Raw genomic sequence first — 17720 nt, 5'->3', positions numbered from 1 at the left:
GGCCCGCCGCTGGCCGAGCATTCATTTTGTTTAGCGCCCCCCACACTGGAGACAGCATGGCATCCGAAGACAAGAGCAAAGCGTTGGCCGCGGCCCTTGCCCAAATTGAAAAACAGTTTGGCAAGGGTTCGATCATGCGCATGAGCGACAACCAGATCAACGAAAACCTGCAAGTGGTCTCCACCGGCTCGCTGAGTCTGGACCTGGCGCTGGGCGTCGGCGGCCTGCCGCGCGGCCGCGTGGTGGAAATCTACGGCCCGGAGTCGTCCGGTAAAACCACCCTGTGTCTGCAAGCGGTGGCCGAGATGCAAAAATTGGGCGGCACCTGCGCCTACATCGACGCGGAAAACGCGCTGGACCCGCAATATGCGCAAAAGCTGGGCGTCAAGGTCGACGACCTGCTGATCTCGCAGCCGGACACCGGCGAGCAGGCGCTGGAAATCTGCGACATGCTGGTGCGCTCCAGCGGCGTCGATCTGATCGTGATCGACTCCGTCGCCGCCTTGGTGCCCAAGGCTGAAATCGAAGGCGAGATGGGCGATAGCCACGTGGGCCTGCAAGCCCGCCTGATGAGCCAGGCGCTGCGCAAGCTGACCGGCAACATCAAGCGCACCAACACTCTGGTGATCTTCATCAACCAGATCCGCATGAAGATCGGCGTGATGTTCGGCAACCCGGAAACCACCACCGGCGGCAACGCGCTGAAGTTCTACGCCTCCGTGCGCCTGGACATCCGCCGCACCGGCGGCATCAAGAAGGGCGAGGAAGTGATCGGCAACGACACCCGCGTCAAAGTGGTGAAGAACAAGGTGTCGCCGCCGTTCCGCCAGGCCGATTTCGAAATCCTGTACGGCGAGGGCATCTCCCGTCAGGGCGAGATCATCGAACTGGGCGTCAAGCACGGCTTCATCGACAAATCCGGCGCCTGGTACGCCTACAACGGCCAGAAGATCGGCCAGGGCAAGGACAACACCCGCGAATGGCTGAAGTCCAACCCGGAAATCGCCGCTGAAGTGGAACGCAAGATCCGCGACGCGGTGGGCATCAAAGTGGAAATCACCGAAGGCCAGCCGGACGAAGAGTTCGCCGACGACGCGCTCGACGCCTGATTCCCTGAATGGAAAAAAGCCTGAGGGCGCGAGCCGTCGATCTCCTGTCCCGCCGCGAATACACGCGGCGGGAACTGGAGCGGCGGCTCGCTCCGTTTGCGGAGAGCCCGGAACAATTGACGGCCTTGCTGGACGATCTGGCCGAACACAGCTGGCAGTCCGATCAGCGTTTCGCCCAGCAGTTCGCCGACAGCAAGGGCCAGCGCTACGGCAGCCGCCGCCTGCAACAGGAAATGCGTCAACGCGGCGTGGACGCCGAACTGATCCGCGACGCCTTGCAAGGCCGCGACGACCTTGCCGCCGCCCAGGCGCAATGGCGGAAGAAGTTCGGCCAGCTGCCGGACACGCCGCAGGAGCGCGCGCGCCAGATCCGCTTTCTGGCCGGACGCGGCTTCCCGATGTCCGTGATCGGCAAGGTGCTCAGCGGCGCCGACGACGACGACTTTCCCGCCGACGAGGACTGAGCATGCAAACGCGCGGCATCGCCACCCATATCGACATAGACGCCGCGCCGTCCGCGGTCTGGCGCGTGCTGTGCGACTGGGCAGCCTACCCGGAATGGAACCCCTTCATCGTCGGCCTGCACGGCCGCCAGCAGATAGGGTCTCGCCTGGTGGTCAGCATCCATCCGCCCGGCCGGCCGCGGCTGACCTTCCGCCCGCGGCTGGAAGTCTTGCAAACGGCGGAGGAGCTGGTGTGGCTGGGGCGCGCGCTGCTGCCCGGCCTGCTGGACGGCCGCCACAGTTTTCGCCTGGAAGCGCTGGAAAACGGCGGCACCCGCCTGCATCACGGCGAAACTTTCAGCGGCCTCTTGCTGCCGCTGTTCGGCCAGACGCTGCTGGCCGACACGCGCAAGGGTTTCGAATTGATGAACCAGGCGCTCAAGCGCCGCGCCGAAACCCTTGCCAGCGCCGGCGCGGCTTGACACAATCAGCTGTCCGCGCCGCTCTGGGTTCAAGCCCCCAAAGCGGCCCAGAATTCGCAATCTTACGAAATCAAACATGAAAACCTCTGAAATTCGCCAGAAATTCCTGGATTTCTTTGCCGGCAAAAACCATCAGGTAGTGCCCTCCAGCAGCCTGATCCCCGGCAACGACCCCACGCTGATGTTCACCGTCGCCGGCATGGTGCAGTTCAAGGACGTGTTCCTGGGCTTTGAAAAACGCGATTACACCCGCGCCACCACCAGCCAGAAATGTCTGCGCGCCGGCGGCAAGCACAACGACCTGGAAAACGTCGGCTACACCGCGCGCCACCACACCTTCTTCGAAATGCTGGGCAACTTCAGCTTCGGCGATTACTTCAAGCAGGACGCCATCACCTTCGCCTGGGAATTCCTGACCGGCGAGCAATGGCTGAACCTGCCCAAGGACAAGCTGCTGGTCACCGTCTACGCCTCCGACGACGAAGCCTACGACATCTGGCACAAGAGCGTGGGCCTGCCGGCCGACAAGATCATCCGCATCGGCGACAACAAGGGCGCGCCGTACGCCTCCGACAACTTCTGGACCATGGGCGACACCGGCCCCTGCGGCCCCTGCACCGAGATCTTCTACGACCACGGCCCGAGCGTGGCCGGCGGCCCTCCGGGCAGCCCGGACGAAGACGGCGACCGCTTCATGGAAATCTGGAACAACGTGTTCATGCAGTTCAACCGCGACGAGTCCGGCACCCTGCATCCGCTGCCCAAGCCGTCGGTCGACACCGGCATGGGTCTGGAACGCCTGTCCACCGTGCTGCAACACGTCAAGTCCAACTACGAGACCGACGCGCTGGCCTGCCTGGTGCGCGCCGCCGCGCGCGAAACCGGCATGGCCTACAGCCAGGACGTGCCGTCGCTCAAAGTGATCGCCGACCACATCCGCGCCTGTTGCTTCATGGTCGCCGACGGCATCTTGCCGTCCAACGAAGGCCGCGGCTACGTGCTGCGCCGCATCGCCCGCCGCGCCATCCGCCACGGCTACAAGCTGGGCCAGAAAGGCCTGTTCTTCCACAAGATCGTCGCCGACCTGGTGGCCGAGATGGGCGACGCCTATCCGGAACTGCGGGAAAAGCAGGCGCATATCGAAGACGCGCTGCGCGCCGAGGAGATCAAGTTCGCCGAGACGCTGGAAATCGGCATGGGCCTGGTGGACTCCGCGCTGGAAGGCGGCAAGACCAAGCTTGACGGCGACACCATCTTCAAGCTCTACGACACCTTCGGCTTCCCGGTGGACCTGACCGCCGACATCTGCCGCGAACGCGACATCCACGCCGATCTGGAAGGCTTCGAGCGCGCGATGGAAGCGCAGCGGGAGCGCGGCCGCGCCGGCTCCAGCTTCAAGATGACCGGCAAGGTCAGCTACAGCGGCGCCGACACCTGCTTCCACGGCTATGATTCCGCCAGCACCGACGCCAAGGTCTTGGCGCTGTTCAAGGGCACCGAGGCTGTCGCCGCGCTGGAAGCCGGCGAAGAAGGCATCGTGGTGCTGGACGACACCCCCTTCTACGCAGAAGGCGGCGGCCAGGTCGGCGACGTGGGCGAGATTTCGCTGCAAGGCGGCATCGGCGCGCTGTTCGACGTCAACGACACCCAGAAGATCCAGGCCGCGGTGTTCGGTCACAAGGGCAAGCTGGCCCGCGGCCGTCTGGCCGTCGGCGACAGCGTGACCGCCACCATCGATCTGCACGCGCGCGCCGCCAGCGCCCGCAACCACTCCGCCACCCACCTCTTGCACGCGGCGCTGCGCCACGTGCTGGGCGACCATGTCGCTCAGAAGGGCTCGCTAGTGAATCCGGAGCGCACCCGCTTCGACTTCGCCCACGGCGAACCGGTCAGCGCAGAACAGATCGCCGAGCTGGAGCGCGTGGTCAACCGCGTGATCAGCCACAATCTGCCGGTCAAGGCTGAAGTGATGAGCATGGAAGCCGCGCAGAAATCCGGCGCGATGATGCTGTTCGGCGAAAAATACGGCGATGAAGTGCGCGTGCTGACCATGGGCGACTTCTCCGCCGAACTGTGCGGCGGCACCCATGTGCAGCGCACCGGCGACATCGGCCTGTTCAAGATCGTGGCGGAAAGCGGCGTCGCCGCCGGCGTGCGCCGCGTCGAAGCCGTCACCGGCGAAGGCGCCATCGCCCACATCCAGGCTCAGGACGCCCTGCTCAAAGAGGCGGCCGGCGCGCTGAAAGCGCAGACGCTGGACGAGGTGGCCGCCAAGATCGGCAGCCTGCAGGACAACGTCAAGACCCTGGAAAAAGAGCTGGCCAAACTCAAGGGCCAACTGGCCGCCTCCGCCGGCGACAGCCTGGCCGACGGCGCGGCCGACGTCAACGGCGTCAAGGTGCTGGCGGTGGAACTGCCGGGCGCGGACAACAACGCGCTGCGCGAAACCCTGGACAAGCTGAAGGACAAGCTGGGCTCCGCCGCCATCGTGCTGGCCGCTAAGGGCGACGGCAAAGTGGCGCTGGTGGCCGGCGTCACCGCCGACCTCACCTCCAAGCTCAAGGCGGGCGAGCTGGTCAACTTCGTCGCCCAGCAAGTGGGCGGCAAGGGCGGCGGCCGTCCGGACATGGCCCAGGCCGGCGGCACTCAGCCGGAAAACCTGGCGGCGGCCTTGGCCGGCGTGCAGGCCTGGGTGGCGGCTAAGCTGTAAGAACGTGTTTGCGATCTCGCGAGCTAAGGCAAGACAAGGCGAAAACGGCTGAGAAAGCGGAATGTACGCGTGGTACATGAGCATTTCGAAACCGTTTTTAACGCCGTATCGCCGACGCGCAGCAGATCGTAAACAGGTTCTAAGCCTCCCAACTCTCGTCAACAGACCGCGCGCTGCGCGGTCTTTTTTTGTCTTCCACGCCGTCGACCTTGGCTGCCGCCGCTTTCTTGCTCCAGGTCAATGGCATCAGGATTACGAAATACTAATATTGAGAGGCTTAATGATGGCTTCTCCTTTTGTTGTTTGCATTTCAGCCCTGCTCGCCTCTCCGATCAGGGCGTTTTTTTTGCGCGCTGCCATGAAAAAAGGCGGCCAGAGCCGCCCTGTCCCGTCATGCCGCGCCGCGGCTCACAACACCAGCTTGCCGCCTATCACCGCCAGCATCACCGCCAGCGCCGGCCGCAACCAGCCCTCCGCCAGCCGCCGCGTCAGCTTGCTGCCCAGCCAGATGCCGGGCAGGGAGCCCGCCAGCAGATTGAGCAAGAGCGTAAAATCCACATTGCCGAGCCCGGCGTGTCCCAGACCGGCCACCAGGGTCAAGGGCACCGCGTGGGCGATTTCGGTGCCCACCAGCCGCGAAGTCGGCAAGGCCGGATACAGCAGGAACAAGGCCAGGGTGCCCAGGGCCCCGGCGCCGATGGAACTGAGCGTCACCAAAACGCCCAACACCACGCCGGTGGCCACGGTCAAGCCTATCCGCGGCTCGAACGACGGGCTGGCCGCGCCGGCGCGGCCCAGCCAGCGCAAGAGCAAGGGTTTGCCCAGGATGGCCGCGGCGGTCAGCAGCAAGGCGACGCCCAGCACCAGCTTGAACAGGGTGTCCAGCATTTTTTCCGGCAGATGCAGATAGGACAGGCCGGCTAGCACCAGCAGGGCAGCCGGCACGCTGCCGGCGGTCAGCCAGCCGGCGATGCGCCAATCGACATGACCTTGGCGATGATGCACCGTCACTCCGCCCATCTTGGTCAAGGCCGCGTATAAGAGATCCGTGCCCACCGCGGTGGCCGGAGAGATGCCGAACCACAGCAAGATGGGCGTCATCAGCGAACCGCCGCCCACGCCGGTCAGACCTACGATGAAGCCCACCGCCAAACCCGCGATCGCATACCCCCACTCCATAAAACCGCTCCTTGGCCGCGCCATTCGATAGCGGCATGCTACGCCAGTTTCATATAACGATTTATACCGTTTCGAAACAACATTATTCGAAAAGTGATTTACCTCAAAGACTTGCCCCGGACGCCCGCTCCATCATGCTGCGGTAACATCGCGCCGGTAGCGTGGGCGGAGTCCGCTGGAATGCCCAAGTCCGATTTGCTCCTAATCACAAGCAAACAGGGCTTTACAAATCGCGAAAATAGCGTCAATGTCAAAGGGTCAGGGTTTGCCCTGGCCTCACACAAGTACGTGACCGAGAGGTGCAAGGATGATGACTTCCCGTATTCCTCTGAGTGTTCGCAGAAAGCAGGCTAGAGACCAGCACGAGAGTTTTCTCTATGCGGTCGCCAAGCCTCAGTTGAGTGATGCTGAGAGGTCGCGCCAGCAGAAAGTGCGCCAGCGCGCGCACGATCGGGACGATGCCCGATTCCTGGCCGACCGCTGCGACGACCTGTTCTGAACACCTTGCCCACTGGCGGCTTGCCGCCTGTTGACGGTTAGCGGCCCAGCCATACGCCACGCCGCAACCTCCCTGCCTTGAAGCGGACAGCGCGCTTGCCGCCTGTGCCGAGCCGCCCGTTTCGTTTCCCGCCGCCGCGCCCGCGTCCAGCGACGCCGGTCGTCCGCCCGTTGTCCCCTGCGTCTCCGCCTCCGCGCGCATAAAGAAAATTCCTTTTCCCGCCGAAATCCGTCCGAATTTGCGCCAAACGGCGATTTCCCATCGATTTTTACGCGATTTTTATCTCTATCCAACGGCTTTTATCGGGTTTTTGACGCCGGCTTCAGTACCTTTCCATTACTGATTCAAATGGAGATTTTCATGATGGATGTCGTCTATCTGGGACTCGTCCTGTTGTTCGGCGCGCTGGCCTGCGGCTTCGTCGCCGGCTGCCGGAAACTGGGAGAAAAGGAATGAGCGTCTGGTATCTGCTCAGCGCGCTGATCGCGCTGGGCCTGCTTGGCTATCTGATCTACGCACTGCTTAAGCCGGAGAATTTTTAATCATGTTCGCCAATTTCATCGGCTCGGCCGCACCCTTGCAGCTGGGCTTGTTCCTGCTGGTGCTGCTGGCGCTGGCCTGGCCGCTGGGCGCCTATATCGCCCGCGTGATGCAGGGCGACAATGTCGGCCCCCTGCGCCTGTTCGCGCCGCTGGAGCGCGGCTTTTACCGGCTGGCCGGCGTCAAGCCGGACGAAGACATGGGCTGGCGCGGCTACGCCGTCGCCTTGCTGTTGTTCAATGTGCTGGGCGCGCTGGCCTTGTATCTGCTGCAACGCTTGCAGGGCTGGCTGCCGTTCAACCCGCAAGGCATGGGCGCGGTGGCGCCAGATTCCGCGTTCAACACCGCGATCTCCTTTGTCACCAACACCAACTGGCAGGGCTATGGCGGCGAATCCACCATGGGCTATCTGGTGCAGATGCTGGGCCTGACGGTGCAGAACTTCCTGTCCGCCGCCACCGGCGCGGCGGTGGTGCTGGCCCTGGTGCGCGGCTTTGTCCGTCACGGCTCGGCCAAGATCGGCAACTTCTGGGTGGACGTCACCCGCTTCACTCTCTACGTGTTGCTGCCGCTGTCCTTCGTGTTCGCGCTGGCCTTCAGCCAGCAGGGCATGATCCAGAACCTGTCCGCCTATAAAAACGCGCAGACGGTGGAAACCACCCATTATCAGCAGGCCAAGACCGATGCTCAGGGCAACGCGGTCCTGGGCGCCGACGGCAAGCCGGTGATGGCGGACGCCAGCACCCAGCAGCAAACGCTGCCCATGGGGCCGGTGGCCTCGCAAGAAGCGATCAAGCTGCTGGGCACCAACGGCGGCGGCTTCTTCAACGCCAACTCGGCGCACCCGTTTGAAAACCCCACCCCGCTGAGCAACTTCCTGCAAAGCCTGGCCATCTTCCTGATCCCGGCGGCGCTGTGCTTCGTGTTCGGCCGCATGGTGGGCGACCAGCGCCAAGGCTGGGCCATCATCGCCGCGATGACGGTGATGTTCGTCTGCGCGGTCGTAACGGCCACCGGCGCGGAACAGGCCGGCGTGCCGCAGCTGAGCGCAATGGGCGTGGATCAGCAGGCCAGCCATTTGCAGGCCGGCGGCAATATGGAAGGCAAGGAAACCCGCTTCGGCGTCATCGACACCTCGCTGTTCATCGCGGTGACCACCTCCGCCTCCTGCGGCGCGGTCAACGCCATGCACGATTCGCTGACCCCGATCGGCGGCCTGGTGCCCACCTTCCTGATGCAATTGGGCGAGGTGGTGTTCGGCGGCGTCGGCTCCGGCCTGTACGGCATGCTGATCTTCGCCATCCTGGCGGTGTTCATCTCCGGCCTGATGGTGGGCCGCACCCCGGAATACCTGGGCAAGAAGATAGAAATCCATGAGATGAAGATGACGGCGATCACCATTCTGGTCACCCCGGTTCTGGTGCTGACGCTGACCGCCATCGCGGTGCTGGCCGCCTCCGGCAAGGCCGGCGTCCTCAACCCCGGCGCCCACGGCTTCAGCGAGGTGTTGTACGCCTTCACCTCGGCCGCCAACAACAACGGCAGCGCCTTCGCCGGCCTGTCCGCCAACACGCCCTTCTACAACGTCGCCACCGCGGTGGCCATGTTCTTCGGCCGCTTCTTCATGATCGTGCCCATCCTGGCCATCGCCGGTTCCTTGGCCGCCAAGAAGCGGCTGGCCGTCACCGGCGGCACCCTGCCCACCCATGGCCCGCTGTTCGTGGTGCTGCTGATAGGCACCGTCTTGCTGGTGGGCGCGCTCAACTATGTTCCCGCGCTGGCGCTGGGCCCGGTCGTCGAGCAATTGCAGATGATCAGCGGTCGCTGAACCTTGCGGGAGGACTCATAAAATGAACGATATCAATCATTCCAAACTGCCGGCCGCCCAGCCCGTTCAAGCGGGCCACAGGAGCGCGGCCAAATCCATGCTGGACCCCAGCCTGGTGAAACCGGCCATCGTCGACTCCTTCAAGAAGCTGTCGCCGCGCGCCCAGTGGCGCAACCCGGTGATGTTCGTCGTCTACATCGGCAGCATCCTGACCAGCGCGCTGTGGGTTCAGTCCCTGGCCGGCCAGGGCGAGGCGCCGTCCGGCTTCATCCTGGCGGTGGCGCTGTGGCTGTGGTTCACCGTCTTGTTCGCCAACTTCGCCGAAGCGCTGGCCGAGGGCCGCAGCAAGGCCCAGGCGGCCAGCTTGCGCTCGGCCAAGAAAAACGTGGTGGCCAAGAAGCTGTCCGGCCCCAGCCACGACGCCGGCAAGACCGTGATCGACGGCAGCAGCCTGCGCAAGGGAGACTATGTGCTGGTGGAAGCCGGCGACGTGATCCCGGTGGACGGCGAGGTGATCGAAGGCGTGGCCTCGGTGGACGAGTCCGCGATCACCGGTGAATCCGCGCCGGTGATCCGCGAGGCCGGCGGCGATTTCTCCTCGGTCACCGGCGGCACCCGCGTGCTGTCCGACTGGATCGTGGTGCGGATTTCCGTCAACCCGGGCGAAACCTTCCTCGACCGCATGATCGCCATGGTGGAAGGCGCCAAGCGCCAGAAAACGCCGAACGAGATCGCGCTGACCATCCTGCTGGTGGCGCTGACCATCGTCTTCCTGGTGGTCACCGTCACCCTGCTGCCCTTCTCGCTGTTCAGCGTGGAAGCGGCCAAGGCCGGCTCGCCCATCGGCATCACCACCCTGGTGGCCTTGCTGGTATGCCTGATCCCCACCACCATCGGCGGCCTCTTGTCCGCCATCGGCGTGGCCGGCATGAGCCGGATGATGGGCGCCAACGTGATCGCCACCTCCGGCCGCGCGGTGGAAGCCGCCGGCGACGTGGACGTGCTGCTCTTGGACAAGACCGGCACCATCACCCTGGGCAATCGCCAGGCCTCGGCCTTCATTCCGGCGCCCGGCGTCAGCGAACAGGCTTTGGCCGACGCCGCCCAGCTGGCCTCGCTGGCCGACGAAACCCCGGAAGGCCGCAGCATCGTGGTGCTGGCCAAGAAGCAGTTCAATCTGCGCCAGCGCGAGCTGGCCAGCCATGAAGCCGCGTTCATCCCCTTCACCGCGCAAACCCGGATGAGCGGCATAGACTACGATGGCCGCCGGATCCGCAAGGGCGCTATCGACGCCATCCGCCGCCACATCGCCGAACTGGGCGGCCAGTTCCCGGACGCGCTGGCGAAAAGCGCCGATGAAGTGGCCCGCCGCGGCTCCACCCCGCTCTTGGTGGCGGAAGGCAATCGCGCCTTGGGCGTGATCGAACTGAAGGACATCGTCAAGGGCGGCATCAAGGAGCGCTTCGCCGAGCTGCGCCAGATGGGCATCAAGACGGTGATGATCACCGGCGACAACCCGCTGACCGCCGCCGCCATCGCCGCCGAGGCCGGCGTGGACGACTACCTGGCCGAAGCCACGCCGGAAGCCAAGCTCAAGCTGATCCGCAGCCATCAGGCCGAGGGCAAGCTGGTGGCAATGACCGGCGACGGCACCAACGACGCGCCGGCGCTGGCCCAGGCCGACGTGGCGGTGGCGATGAATACCGGCACCCAGGCGGCCAAGGAAGCCGGCAATATGGTGGACTTGGATTCCAACCCCACCAAGCTGATCGAGATCGTGGAAATCGGCAAGCAGATGCTGATGACGCGCGGCTCCTTGACCACCTTCTCCATCGCCAACGACGTGGCCAAATACTTCGCCATCATTCCGGCCGCCTTCGCCAGCACCTATCCGCAATTGAACGCGCTGAACGTGATGGGCCTGAACAGCCCGGCCTCGGCCATCATGTCGGCGGTGATCTTCAACGCCGTCATCATCGTGTTCCTGATCCCGCTGGCGCTGAAGGGGGTCAAGTATCAAGCCAAGAGCGCGGCGGAGCTGCTGCGCGGCAACCTGCTGATCTACGGCCTGGGCGGCCTGCTGGTGCCCTTCGCTGGCATCAAGCTGATCGACATGCTGCTGGGCACGCTGAGCCTGGCATAAGCACTGAAAGGACAAAGCAAATGAAACTGTTACGCCCGCTGCTGGTGGTGTTCGGCGGCCTGACCCTGATCACCGGCCTCGCCTACCCCTTGCTCACCACCGGGGCCGCCCAGGCGCTGTTCCCTTTCCAGGCCAACGGCAGCCTGATCGAACGCGACGGCAAGATCGTCGGCTCGCGGCTGATAGGCCAGAACTTCACCGGCCCGCAATATTTCTGGGGCCGCCCGTCCGCCACCAGCCCAATGCCGTACAATGCCGGCGGGTCCGGCGGCTCCAACCTGGGCCCCACCAACCCGGCGCAGCTGGACGCGGTGAAGGCCAATGTGGAACGCATCCGCGCCGCCCATCCGGGACAGACCGGCCCGGTGCCGGTGGACCTGGTCACCGCCTCGGCCAGCGGCCTGGACCCTGAAATTTCCGCCGCCGCGGCTTTCTACCAGTTGGAGCGCGTCGCCGCCGCCCGCAAGATGGAGCCGGCCGCGCTGCGCAAGCTGGTGGAGAGCCGGGTGATAGGCGAAACCTTCGGCCTGCTTGGCGAGCCGCGCGTCAATGTGCTGGAATTGAACCTGGCGCTGGACCAGCGGCGCGGCTGATAAGAACGAGCCGCGGAATCCCCGGCTTCCGCGGCTAAAAAAACAGGACAAGCCATGCCCGACATCCGTCCCGATCCGGACGCGCTGCTGGATGAACTGAAACGCGAAGAACTGGACGCCCAACGCGGCCGGCTGAAGATATTCTTCGGCGCCTGCGCCGGGGTCGGCAAGACCTACGCCATGCTGGCGGCGGCCCGCGCCCGGCGCCAGGAAGGCGTGCAAGTGCTGGTGGGCGTGGTGGAAACCCACGGCCGCAAGGAAACCCAGGCGCAACTGGCGGACCTGGAATTGCTGCCGCCGCGGCGGATCGCCTACAAGGGTCACGAACTGTCCGAGTTCGATCTGGACGCGGCGCTGGCGCGCCGGCCGCAGCTGATCCTGATGGACGAATTCGCCCACTCCAACGCGCCCGGCTCGCGCCACCCCAAGCGCTGGCAGGACGTGGAGGAGCTGCTGGCCGCCGGCATCGACGTCTACACCACCCTCAATGTCCAGCATCTGGAAAGCCTGAACGACGTGGTCGGACAGATCACCGGCATCGTGGTGCGCGAAACCCTGCCCGACCACGTGTTCGACCGCGCCGACGAAGTGGCGCTGGTGGACCTGCCGCCGGACGAGCTGCTGGGCCGGCTGGCCGCCGGCAAGGTCTACCTGCCGCAGCAGGCCGAGCGCGCGGTGAAGAACTTCTTCCGCAAGGGCAATCTGCTGGCCTTGCGCGAACTGGCGCTGCGCCGCACCGCCGACCGCGTGGACGCGCAGATGCGCGCCTACCGCGCCGATCAGGCCATCAACCCGGTGTGGCATGCGCGCGAGCGGCTGCTGGTCTGCGTCGGCGCCAGCGCCGGTATCGACAAGCTGATCCGCAGCGCCAAGCGCCTGGCCGCCAATCTGGACGCGGACTGGATCGCCGTCTACGTGGAAACGCCGCGCCAGCAAAAACTGTCCGAGGAGCAGCGCGCCCGCGTGCTCAAGGGCCTGAGGCTGGCGCAGGAATTGGGCGCGGAAACCACGGTGCTGGGCGGCAACGAACTGGCGCCCACGCTGCTGGCCTACGCCCGCAGCCGCAACGTCTCCAAGCTGGTGGTGGGCAAATCCGTCCGCGGCCGCTGGTCGCGGCTGTGGCGCCCTACCCTGGTCAACGAGCTGAGCCGCCGCTCCGGCGACATCGATCTCTACGTGGTGGCCCACGACTTGGAAGCGGAGGACGCCGGCGCCGCCAAGACCGGCGCCAGCCTGTTGTTCGAAGAGCAGGACAGCCCGCGCTCCCGCGCCGGCTACATCGCCGCCGCCGTCGCCTGCCTGCTGACCACGCTGCTGGCCGGCCTGCTGATTCCCCATGTGGCGCTGGCCAACGACATCATGATCTACCTGTTGGTGGTGGTGCTGGTGTCGGTGCGCTACGGCCGCGGCCCCGGCATGCTGGCCTCGCTGCTGTCGGTGGCGGCCTTCGACTTTTTCTTCGTGCCGCCGCAGATGTCCTTCGCCGTCACCGACACCCAGTACCTGATGACCTTCGTGGTGATGTTGCTGGTGGCCGCCATCATCAGCCAGCTCACCGCCCGGCTGCGCTTCGCCGCCAATATCTCCACCTATCGCGAACGCCGCACCCGCGCGCTGTACGATCTGGGCCGCGAACTGGCCGGCGCGCTGACCGCCGCCCAGATCGTGGACACCGCCGTCGGCCGGCTGGAGCCGCTGTTCGCCGCCAAGGTCAACCTGTTCCTGCCCAATAGCGGCGACGAACTGCGCCTGGCCGGCGAAGACCGCGGCCATGCCGACATCGGCGTCGCGCAATGGGTTTACGATCATCAGCAGCCGGCCGGCCTCGGCACCAACACCCTGCCCGCCAACGCCGCGCTCTACGTGCCGCTGCGCGCGCCGATGCGCAACCGCGGCGTGATCGCGCTGCTGCCGGAAGTCACCGATCAGGCCTTTCTGCCGGAACAGCAAAGACTGCTGGAAACCTGCGCCGCCCAGATCGCGCTGGCGCTGGAGCGCGTGCATTACGTGGAAGTGGCGCAGGACGCCATCGTGGCGATGGAATCCGAGCGGCTGCGCAACAGCGTGCTGTCCGTGGTGTCCCACGATCTGCGCACCCCGCTGACCACCATGGCCGGCCTGTCCGAGCGGCTGTGCTCGCCCAATGTGGACGACGATCAGCGCGCCGAGATCGCCGCCGCCATCCAGGACGAGGCGCTGCGCATGAACAAGCTGGTGACCAATCTGCTGGACATGGCGCGGCTGCAATCCGGCGTCAAGCTGAACAAGGAATGGCAGATGCTGGACGAGGTGGTGGGCAGCGCGCTGCGCGCCGCCGAACGCGGCCTGCGCGGCCGGGAACTGAGGCTGGAGCTGGACCCGGACCTGCCGGTGCTGGAATACGACGCCGTGCTGCTGGAGCGGGTGCTGGTCAACCTGCTGGAAAACGCCGGCAAATACACGCCGCCAGGCAGCCGCATCACGCTGGCGGCGCGGCGCGAAGGCGCGGAGGTGCTGGTGTCGGTCAGCGACGACGGCCCCGGCCTGCCGCCCAATATGGAACAGCGCGCCTTCGACAAATTCTCGCGCGGCGCGGCGGAGTCCAGCACCCCCGGCGTGGGGCTGGGCCTGGCGATCTGCCGCTCCATCGTGGAAATCCACGGCGGCCGCATCAGCGCGCGCAACCGCTCGCCGCACGGCGCGGAATTCCGCTTCAGCCTGCCGGCCGGTCAAGCGCCGGCGCTGCCGCCGGATGAGACGCCCTAACTCAAAAGAAAACCATGACCATGCAAGACGCACCGATCAGCATCGTCGTCATTGAAGACGAGAAACCGATACGCCGCTTTCTGAGCGCGGCGCTGGAAGAAGAAGGCCTGACCGTCCACGAGGCGGAAACCGGCAAGCAAGGCCTGATCGAAGTGGCCACCCGCAAGCCGGACCTGGTGATCCTGGACCTGGGCCTGCCGGACATGAACGGCCAGGACACCATCAAACAGCTGCGCGAATGGACCGATCTGCCCATCCTGGTCTTGTCCGCGCGCACCCAGGAAACCGAGAAGGTGGCCGCGCTGGACGCCGGCGCCGACGACTATCTGACCAAGCCCTTCGGCGTGGCCGAATGCCTGGCGCGCGTCCGCGTGCTGCTGCGCCGCCGCACCCACGGCAGCGCCGCCGCGCAACAGGTGTTCCAGTTCGGCGACATCAAGGTGGACCTGGTCAACCGGCAGGTGGCCAAGGCGGAAACGGCGGTGCATCTGACGCCGATAGAGTACCGGCTGCTGTCCACCTTGATACGCAGCGCCGGCAAGGTGATCACCCATCGCGAACTGCTGCTGGCGGTATGGGGGCCGTCGTTCTCGGAGCACAACCAGTATCTGCGCGTCTATATGGGCCATCTGCGGCAGAAGCTGGAAGACAATCCGGCGATGCCGCGCCACATCCTCACCGAGACCGGAGTCGGCTATCGGCTGGTGGAGGGCTGAGCGGACCGCCGCTTAGAAGCTGTTCATGGGGGCCAGGACCGCGCGCAGCCGCTTACGCGCTGCGCCCCACCCCGTTCTCCACCGCGAACACCGCCGCCTGCACCCGGCTGCTGAGGCTGAGCTTCTTCAGGATGTTCTGCACATGGATCTTGACCGTGCTCTCGGCCAGATCCAGGCTGCGCGCGATTTCCTTATTGCTCTTGCCCTGGGCCAGAAAGCCGAGGATTTCGCGTTCGCGCGGGGTCAGCCGGTCCAGCTCCTGCTCCGCCGGCTCCACCGGCGCGGCCGCGCCGTGGCGGAACTGGGCCATCAGCTTGGCGGTCATCGAATCGCTCATCACCGATTCGCCGGCGGCGGCGCGCGCCACCGCCTGGGTCAGAAAGTCGGCGTCGATGTTTTTCAATAGATAGCCGCGCGCGCCGGCCTTCAAGGCCGCGGTCAGATCGTCGGCCTCCTCGGACACCGTCAGCATCACCACCGCCCGTTTGGGCTGGTCCTGCAGCATCAGGGTCAGCGCCTCCACGCCGGAAATGCCCGGCATGTTCAGGTCCAGCAACACCACGTCCGGGTCCAGCTGCTTGGCGAGCTTGACGCCCTCGGCGCCGTCGGCCGCCTCGCCGACAACGTCGAAAGCCGCCTGGCGCGCCAGCAAGGCCTTGATTCCGCTGCGGAACAAGGTGTGATCGTCCACCAGCAAAATGCGTATGGTCTGTTCAGACATCATCGAGTCCGGGTCTTTCAAATTCAGATATAGACAGTATGAGAGCTGTCTAGCCGCCGCGCCAGTGGCTCAAGCGGCCATGCGCCGCGCGCGCGGCAGCAGCAGGCTGACCAGGGTGCCCGCCTCCGGAGTGGATTCGATGTCCAGTTGCAGGCCGGCGCGCTGTGCGCGCTCCTGCATGATGGACAGGCCGAAATGGCCGTCGCCCTTGTTGCGCACGGTATCCAGATCGAAACCGACGCCGTTGTCCAACACGCTGAGCACGAAGACCTCGCCGTCGTCGCTGAGGCTGACCGTGACCTGGCTGGCCTCGGCGTGCTTGCGCACATTGGACAGCGCCTCCTGCAGGATGAACAGGATCTGCAATTGCTGTTCCGGCATCAGCGGCGCGCCGGCTCCGGTGGAGCGCAGCTCCACCCGCATCCCGGTCTGCTTACGGAATTTGTCCAGCAGGCTGCTCACCGCCTGGCTCAGGCTTTCCGACAATTTGGAACGGAAGTTGTTGAGCAGCTCGCGCACATCGTCGTAGCTTTCCTTGACCCCGGCCTCGAACAAGGCCAGCGTGTCGTCCACCAGGCCCGGGTCGCCGCTGTCCAGCGCCTGGCGCATGATCTGGGTTTGCAGATTCAGGAAGGACAGGCCCTGGGCGATGCTGTCGTGCAGGCCCTGGGCCACCAGATTGCGCTCCTCCAGCACCGCCAGTTCGCGCTCCTTGGCCGCCAGCCTCAGGTTTTCTATCGCCACCGCCAGGTGCTGGCCCAGCATCTCCAGTTGCCTCACCTGCTGCGGCGGCAGGATGCGCGCCTGTCGGAAATGCAGATTGAAAATGCCCAAGGTGCGGTTTTGCGTCGCCACCGGGAAGGCGCTGACCACGCGGAAGCCTTCGCGGCTGCACTGCTTGTCCGGCAGGCCGCGCATATTCTCCACCCGGCTCTCTGCCTTGGCGGCGGCTTCTCCGCACAGGCAGTCGCCCACTTTCAGGCAATGCTCTTCGCGCAGCAGCCCTTCCGGCAAGCCGTCGTCGGCCACCACGAACACCATGCCCTGGCCGTGATCGGTCAAGCGCACCGCGCCGCCGTCGGCGTCGAAGGCGCGCATCACCCGGGCGAGGAAGCCCTTGCACAGCGCTTCCAGCGGCTGGGATTGATTGCAGAAGGAGGTGATTTCGTACAACAGCGCCAATTCCTGGTTTTTCTGCTGCAGGCTGGCGGTCTTGCCGCGCACCCGCTCTTCCAGCGTGGCGTGGGATTCGGACAGACAGGCCGCCATCAGATTGAAGCCGGTGCTGACCTGGCCGAATTCGTCGTCGGTCTCCACCGGCACCCGCACGCTGTAATCGCCGGCCGCCAGCCGGCGTATGCCCTGGTGCAGCTTGTCCAGCGGCCGCAGCACGATCAACAGCATCAGATAAATCAGCGCGACGGTGCCCACCACCGCCATGCTGGCGAGCAAGAGCTGCAGCAGGCGCAGATAATCGGTGTTGCGGGCGTTGTAGGCCTCCATGCCGCTGACGAAGGTGTTGATGTCCGCCACGTAGAGCGCCACGCGCTCGGCGAAACGGGCGGCCTCCGCCGCGTTGTCGCCGGGCCGCGTCAGCGCATCCTGCAACACCGGTTTCAGTTGCTCGCGCCACTGCGTTTCCACCTGGGTCAGCGCCTGCTGGATGTCCGCCTGACGCGGCACCAGCAGCGGGCGCGCCGGGTCGCCGCGGCGCAGCCGCTGCAAGATGGCTTCGTAATTGACCATGTCGCGGCGCAGCGCGTCGGCGCGCGCGCCGTCCTGGCCGCTAAGCTGCAAATCCAGCGCCAGCCGGGTAACGCGCATGCGCAGGCTGCCGGCGTCGTTGATCGCCGCCGCGCCGCCCTCCTGCTGCCAGGACAGCCACAGCGTGGCGCCGATGGAACCCAGCGCCACCAAGAGAAAAATCGCCAGCACGCCGACGATCTTGGCGCTGAGCCGCTGGCCCAGCGGGCCGCCCAGCACCGGGGACACGTTCAGCCGCATCGCCGTCG

At 65.5% G+C, this 17720-nt stretch carries 14 protein-coding genes; 11 read left to right on the top strand and 3 right to left on the bottom strand.

The features are described 5' to 3' along the window. Positions 1-56 precede the first annotated feature (56 nt). From recA to alaS, 4 genes are all read left to right on the top strand, one after another. The gene (gene recA / locus AB1Z25_RS06055; RefSeq protein ID WP_043591738.1) at positions 57-1109 is read left to right on the top strand and encodes a recombinase RecA; all 1053 of its coding nucleotides are present in this window, start codon (positions 57-59) and stop codon (positions 1107-1109) included. 8 nt (positions 1110-1117) lie between these two features. Further along, complete coding sequence (recX, locus tag AB1Z25_RS06050; RefSeq protein WP_486636810.1) at positions 1118-1573, top strand: recombination regulator RecX; 456 nt, start codon at positions 1118-1120, stop codon at positions 1571-1573. Positions 1574-1575: 2 nt separating this feature from the next. Then, positions 1576-2034, top strand: a complete 459-nt coding sequence (locus AB1Z25_RS06045; RefSeq protein ID WP_107799011.1) for an SRPBCC domain-containing protein — start codon at positions 1576-1578, stop codon at positions 2032-2034. Between the two features lie 76 nt (positions 2035-2110). Continuing rightward, positions 2111-4744 carry an alanine--tRNA ligase gene (gene alaS, locus AB1Z25_RS06040; RefSeq protein WP_107799010.1) on the top strand — a complete coding sequence of 878 codons (2634 nt, stop codon included), beginning with the start codon at positions 2111-2113 and terminating at the stop codon, positions 4742-4744. A gap of 408 nt (positions 4745-5152) precedes the next feature. Here the strand turns inward: alaS and AB1Z25_RS06035 are convergent, their stop codons facing one another. Beyond that, positions 5153-5923, bottom strand: a complete 771-nt coding sequence (locus AB1Z25_RS06035; RefSeq protein WP_227107460.1) for a sulfite exporter TauE/SafE family protein — start codon at positions 5921-5923, stop codon at positions 5153-5155. Positions 5924-6230: 307 nt separating this feature from the next. On the opposite strand from AB1Z25_RS06035, the gene AB1Z25_RS06030 reads away from it, so the two are divergent. The 7 genes from AB1Z25_RS06030 to kdpE all read left to right on the top strand — a co-directional run bounded on the left by AB1Z25_RS06030 (position 6231) and on the right by kdpE (position 14987). After that, a complete protein-coding gene (locus AB1Z25_RS06030) occupies positions 6231-6422 on the top strand; it encodes a hypothetical protein (RefSeq protein WP_146176613.1) in 192 nt (63 codons plus the stop codon). A 452-nt stretch (positions 6423-6874) separates the two neighbouring features. Continuing rightward, entirely contained in the window at positions 6875-6964 is a 90-nt protein-coding gene (gene kdpF / locus AB1Z25_RS06025; RefSeq protein WP_019103745.1) for a K(+)-transporting ATPase subunit F, read from the top strand. 2 nt (positions 6965-6966) lie between these two features. Then, on the top strand, positions 6967-8790 hold the full coding sequence (gene kdpA / locus AB1Z25_RS06020; protein ID WP_253315318.1) for a potassium-transporting ATPase subunit KdpA: 1824 nt from the start codon (positions 6967-6969) through the stop codon (positions 8788-8790). Positions 8791-8812: 22 nt separating this feature from the next. Beyond that, entirely contained in the window at positions 8813-10933 is a 2121-nt protein-coding gene (gene kdpB / locus AB1Z25_RS06015; RefSeq protein WP_486636809.1) for a potassium-transporting ATPase subunit KdpB, read from the top strand. Positions 10934-10953: 20 nt separating this feature from the next. After that, positions 10954-11526: a potassium-transporting ATPase subunit KdpC gene (gene kdpC / locus AB1Z25_RS06010; protein WP_253315319.1), complete on the top strand. Its 573-nt coding sequence runs from the start codon at positions 10954-10956 to the stop codon at positions 11524-11526. 54 nt (positions 11527-11580) lie between these two features. After that, the gene (locus tag AB1Z25_RS06005) at positions 11581-14271 is read left to right on the top strand and encodes a DUF4118 domain-containing protein (RefSeq protein ID WP_486636808.1); all 2691 of its coding nucleotides are present in this window, start codon (positions 11581-11583) and stop codon (positions 14269-14271) included. Positions 14272-14285: 14 nt separating this feature from the next. Then, entirely contained in the window at positions 14286-14987 is a 702-nt protein-coding gene (gene kdpE / locus AB1Z25_RS06000) for a two-component system response regulator KdpE (protein WP_319792925.1), read from the top strand. A gap of 52 nt (positions 14988-15039) precedes the next feature. Here kdpE and AB1Z25_RS05995 read toward each other — a convergent pair whose 3' ends face one another. Continuing rightward, complete coding sequence (locus AB1Z25_RS05995) at positions 15040-15708, bottom strand: response regulator (protein ID WP_107801745.1); 669 nt, start codon at positions 15706-15708, stop codon at positions 15040-15042. A gap of 69 nt (positions 15709-15777) precedes the next feature. Further along, entirely contained in the window at positions 15778-17712 is a 1935-nt protein-coding gene (locus AB1Z25_RS05990; RefSeq protein ID WP_107799005.1) for a type IV pili methyl-accepting chemotaxis transducer N-terminal domain-containing protein, read from the bottom strand. Positions 17713-17720: the final 8 nt, after the last annotated feature.

This window comes from Chromobacterium sp. HL1 (genome assembly GCF_057418835.1).
Note: the sequence above shows the minus strand (reverse complement) of the source record. Positions and strands in the feature narration are given on the sequence as shown.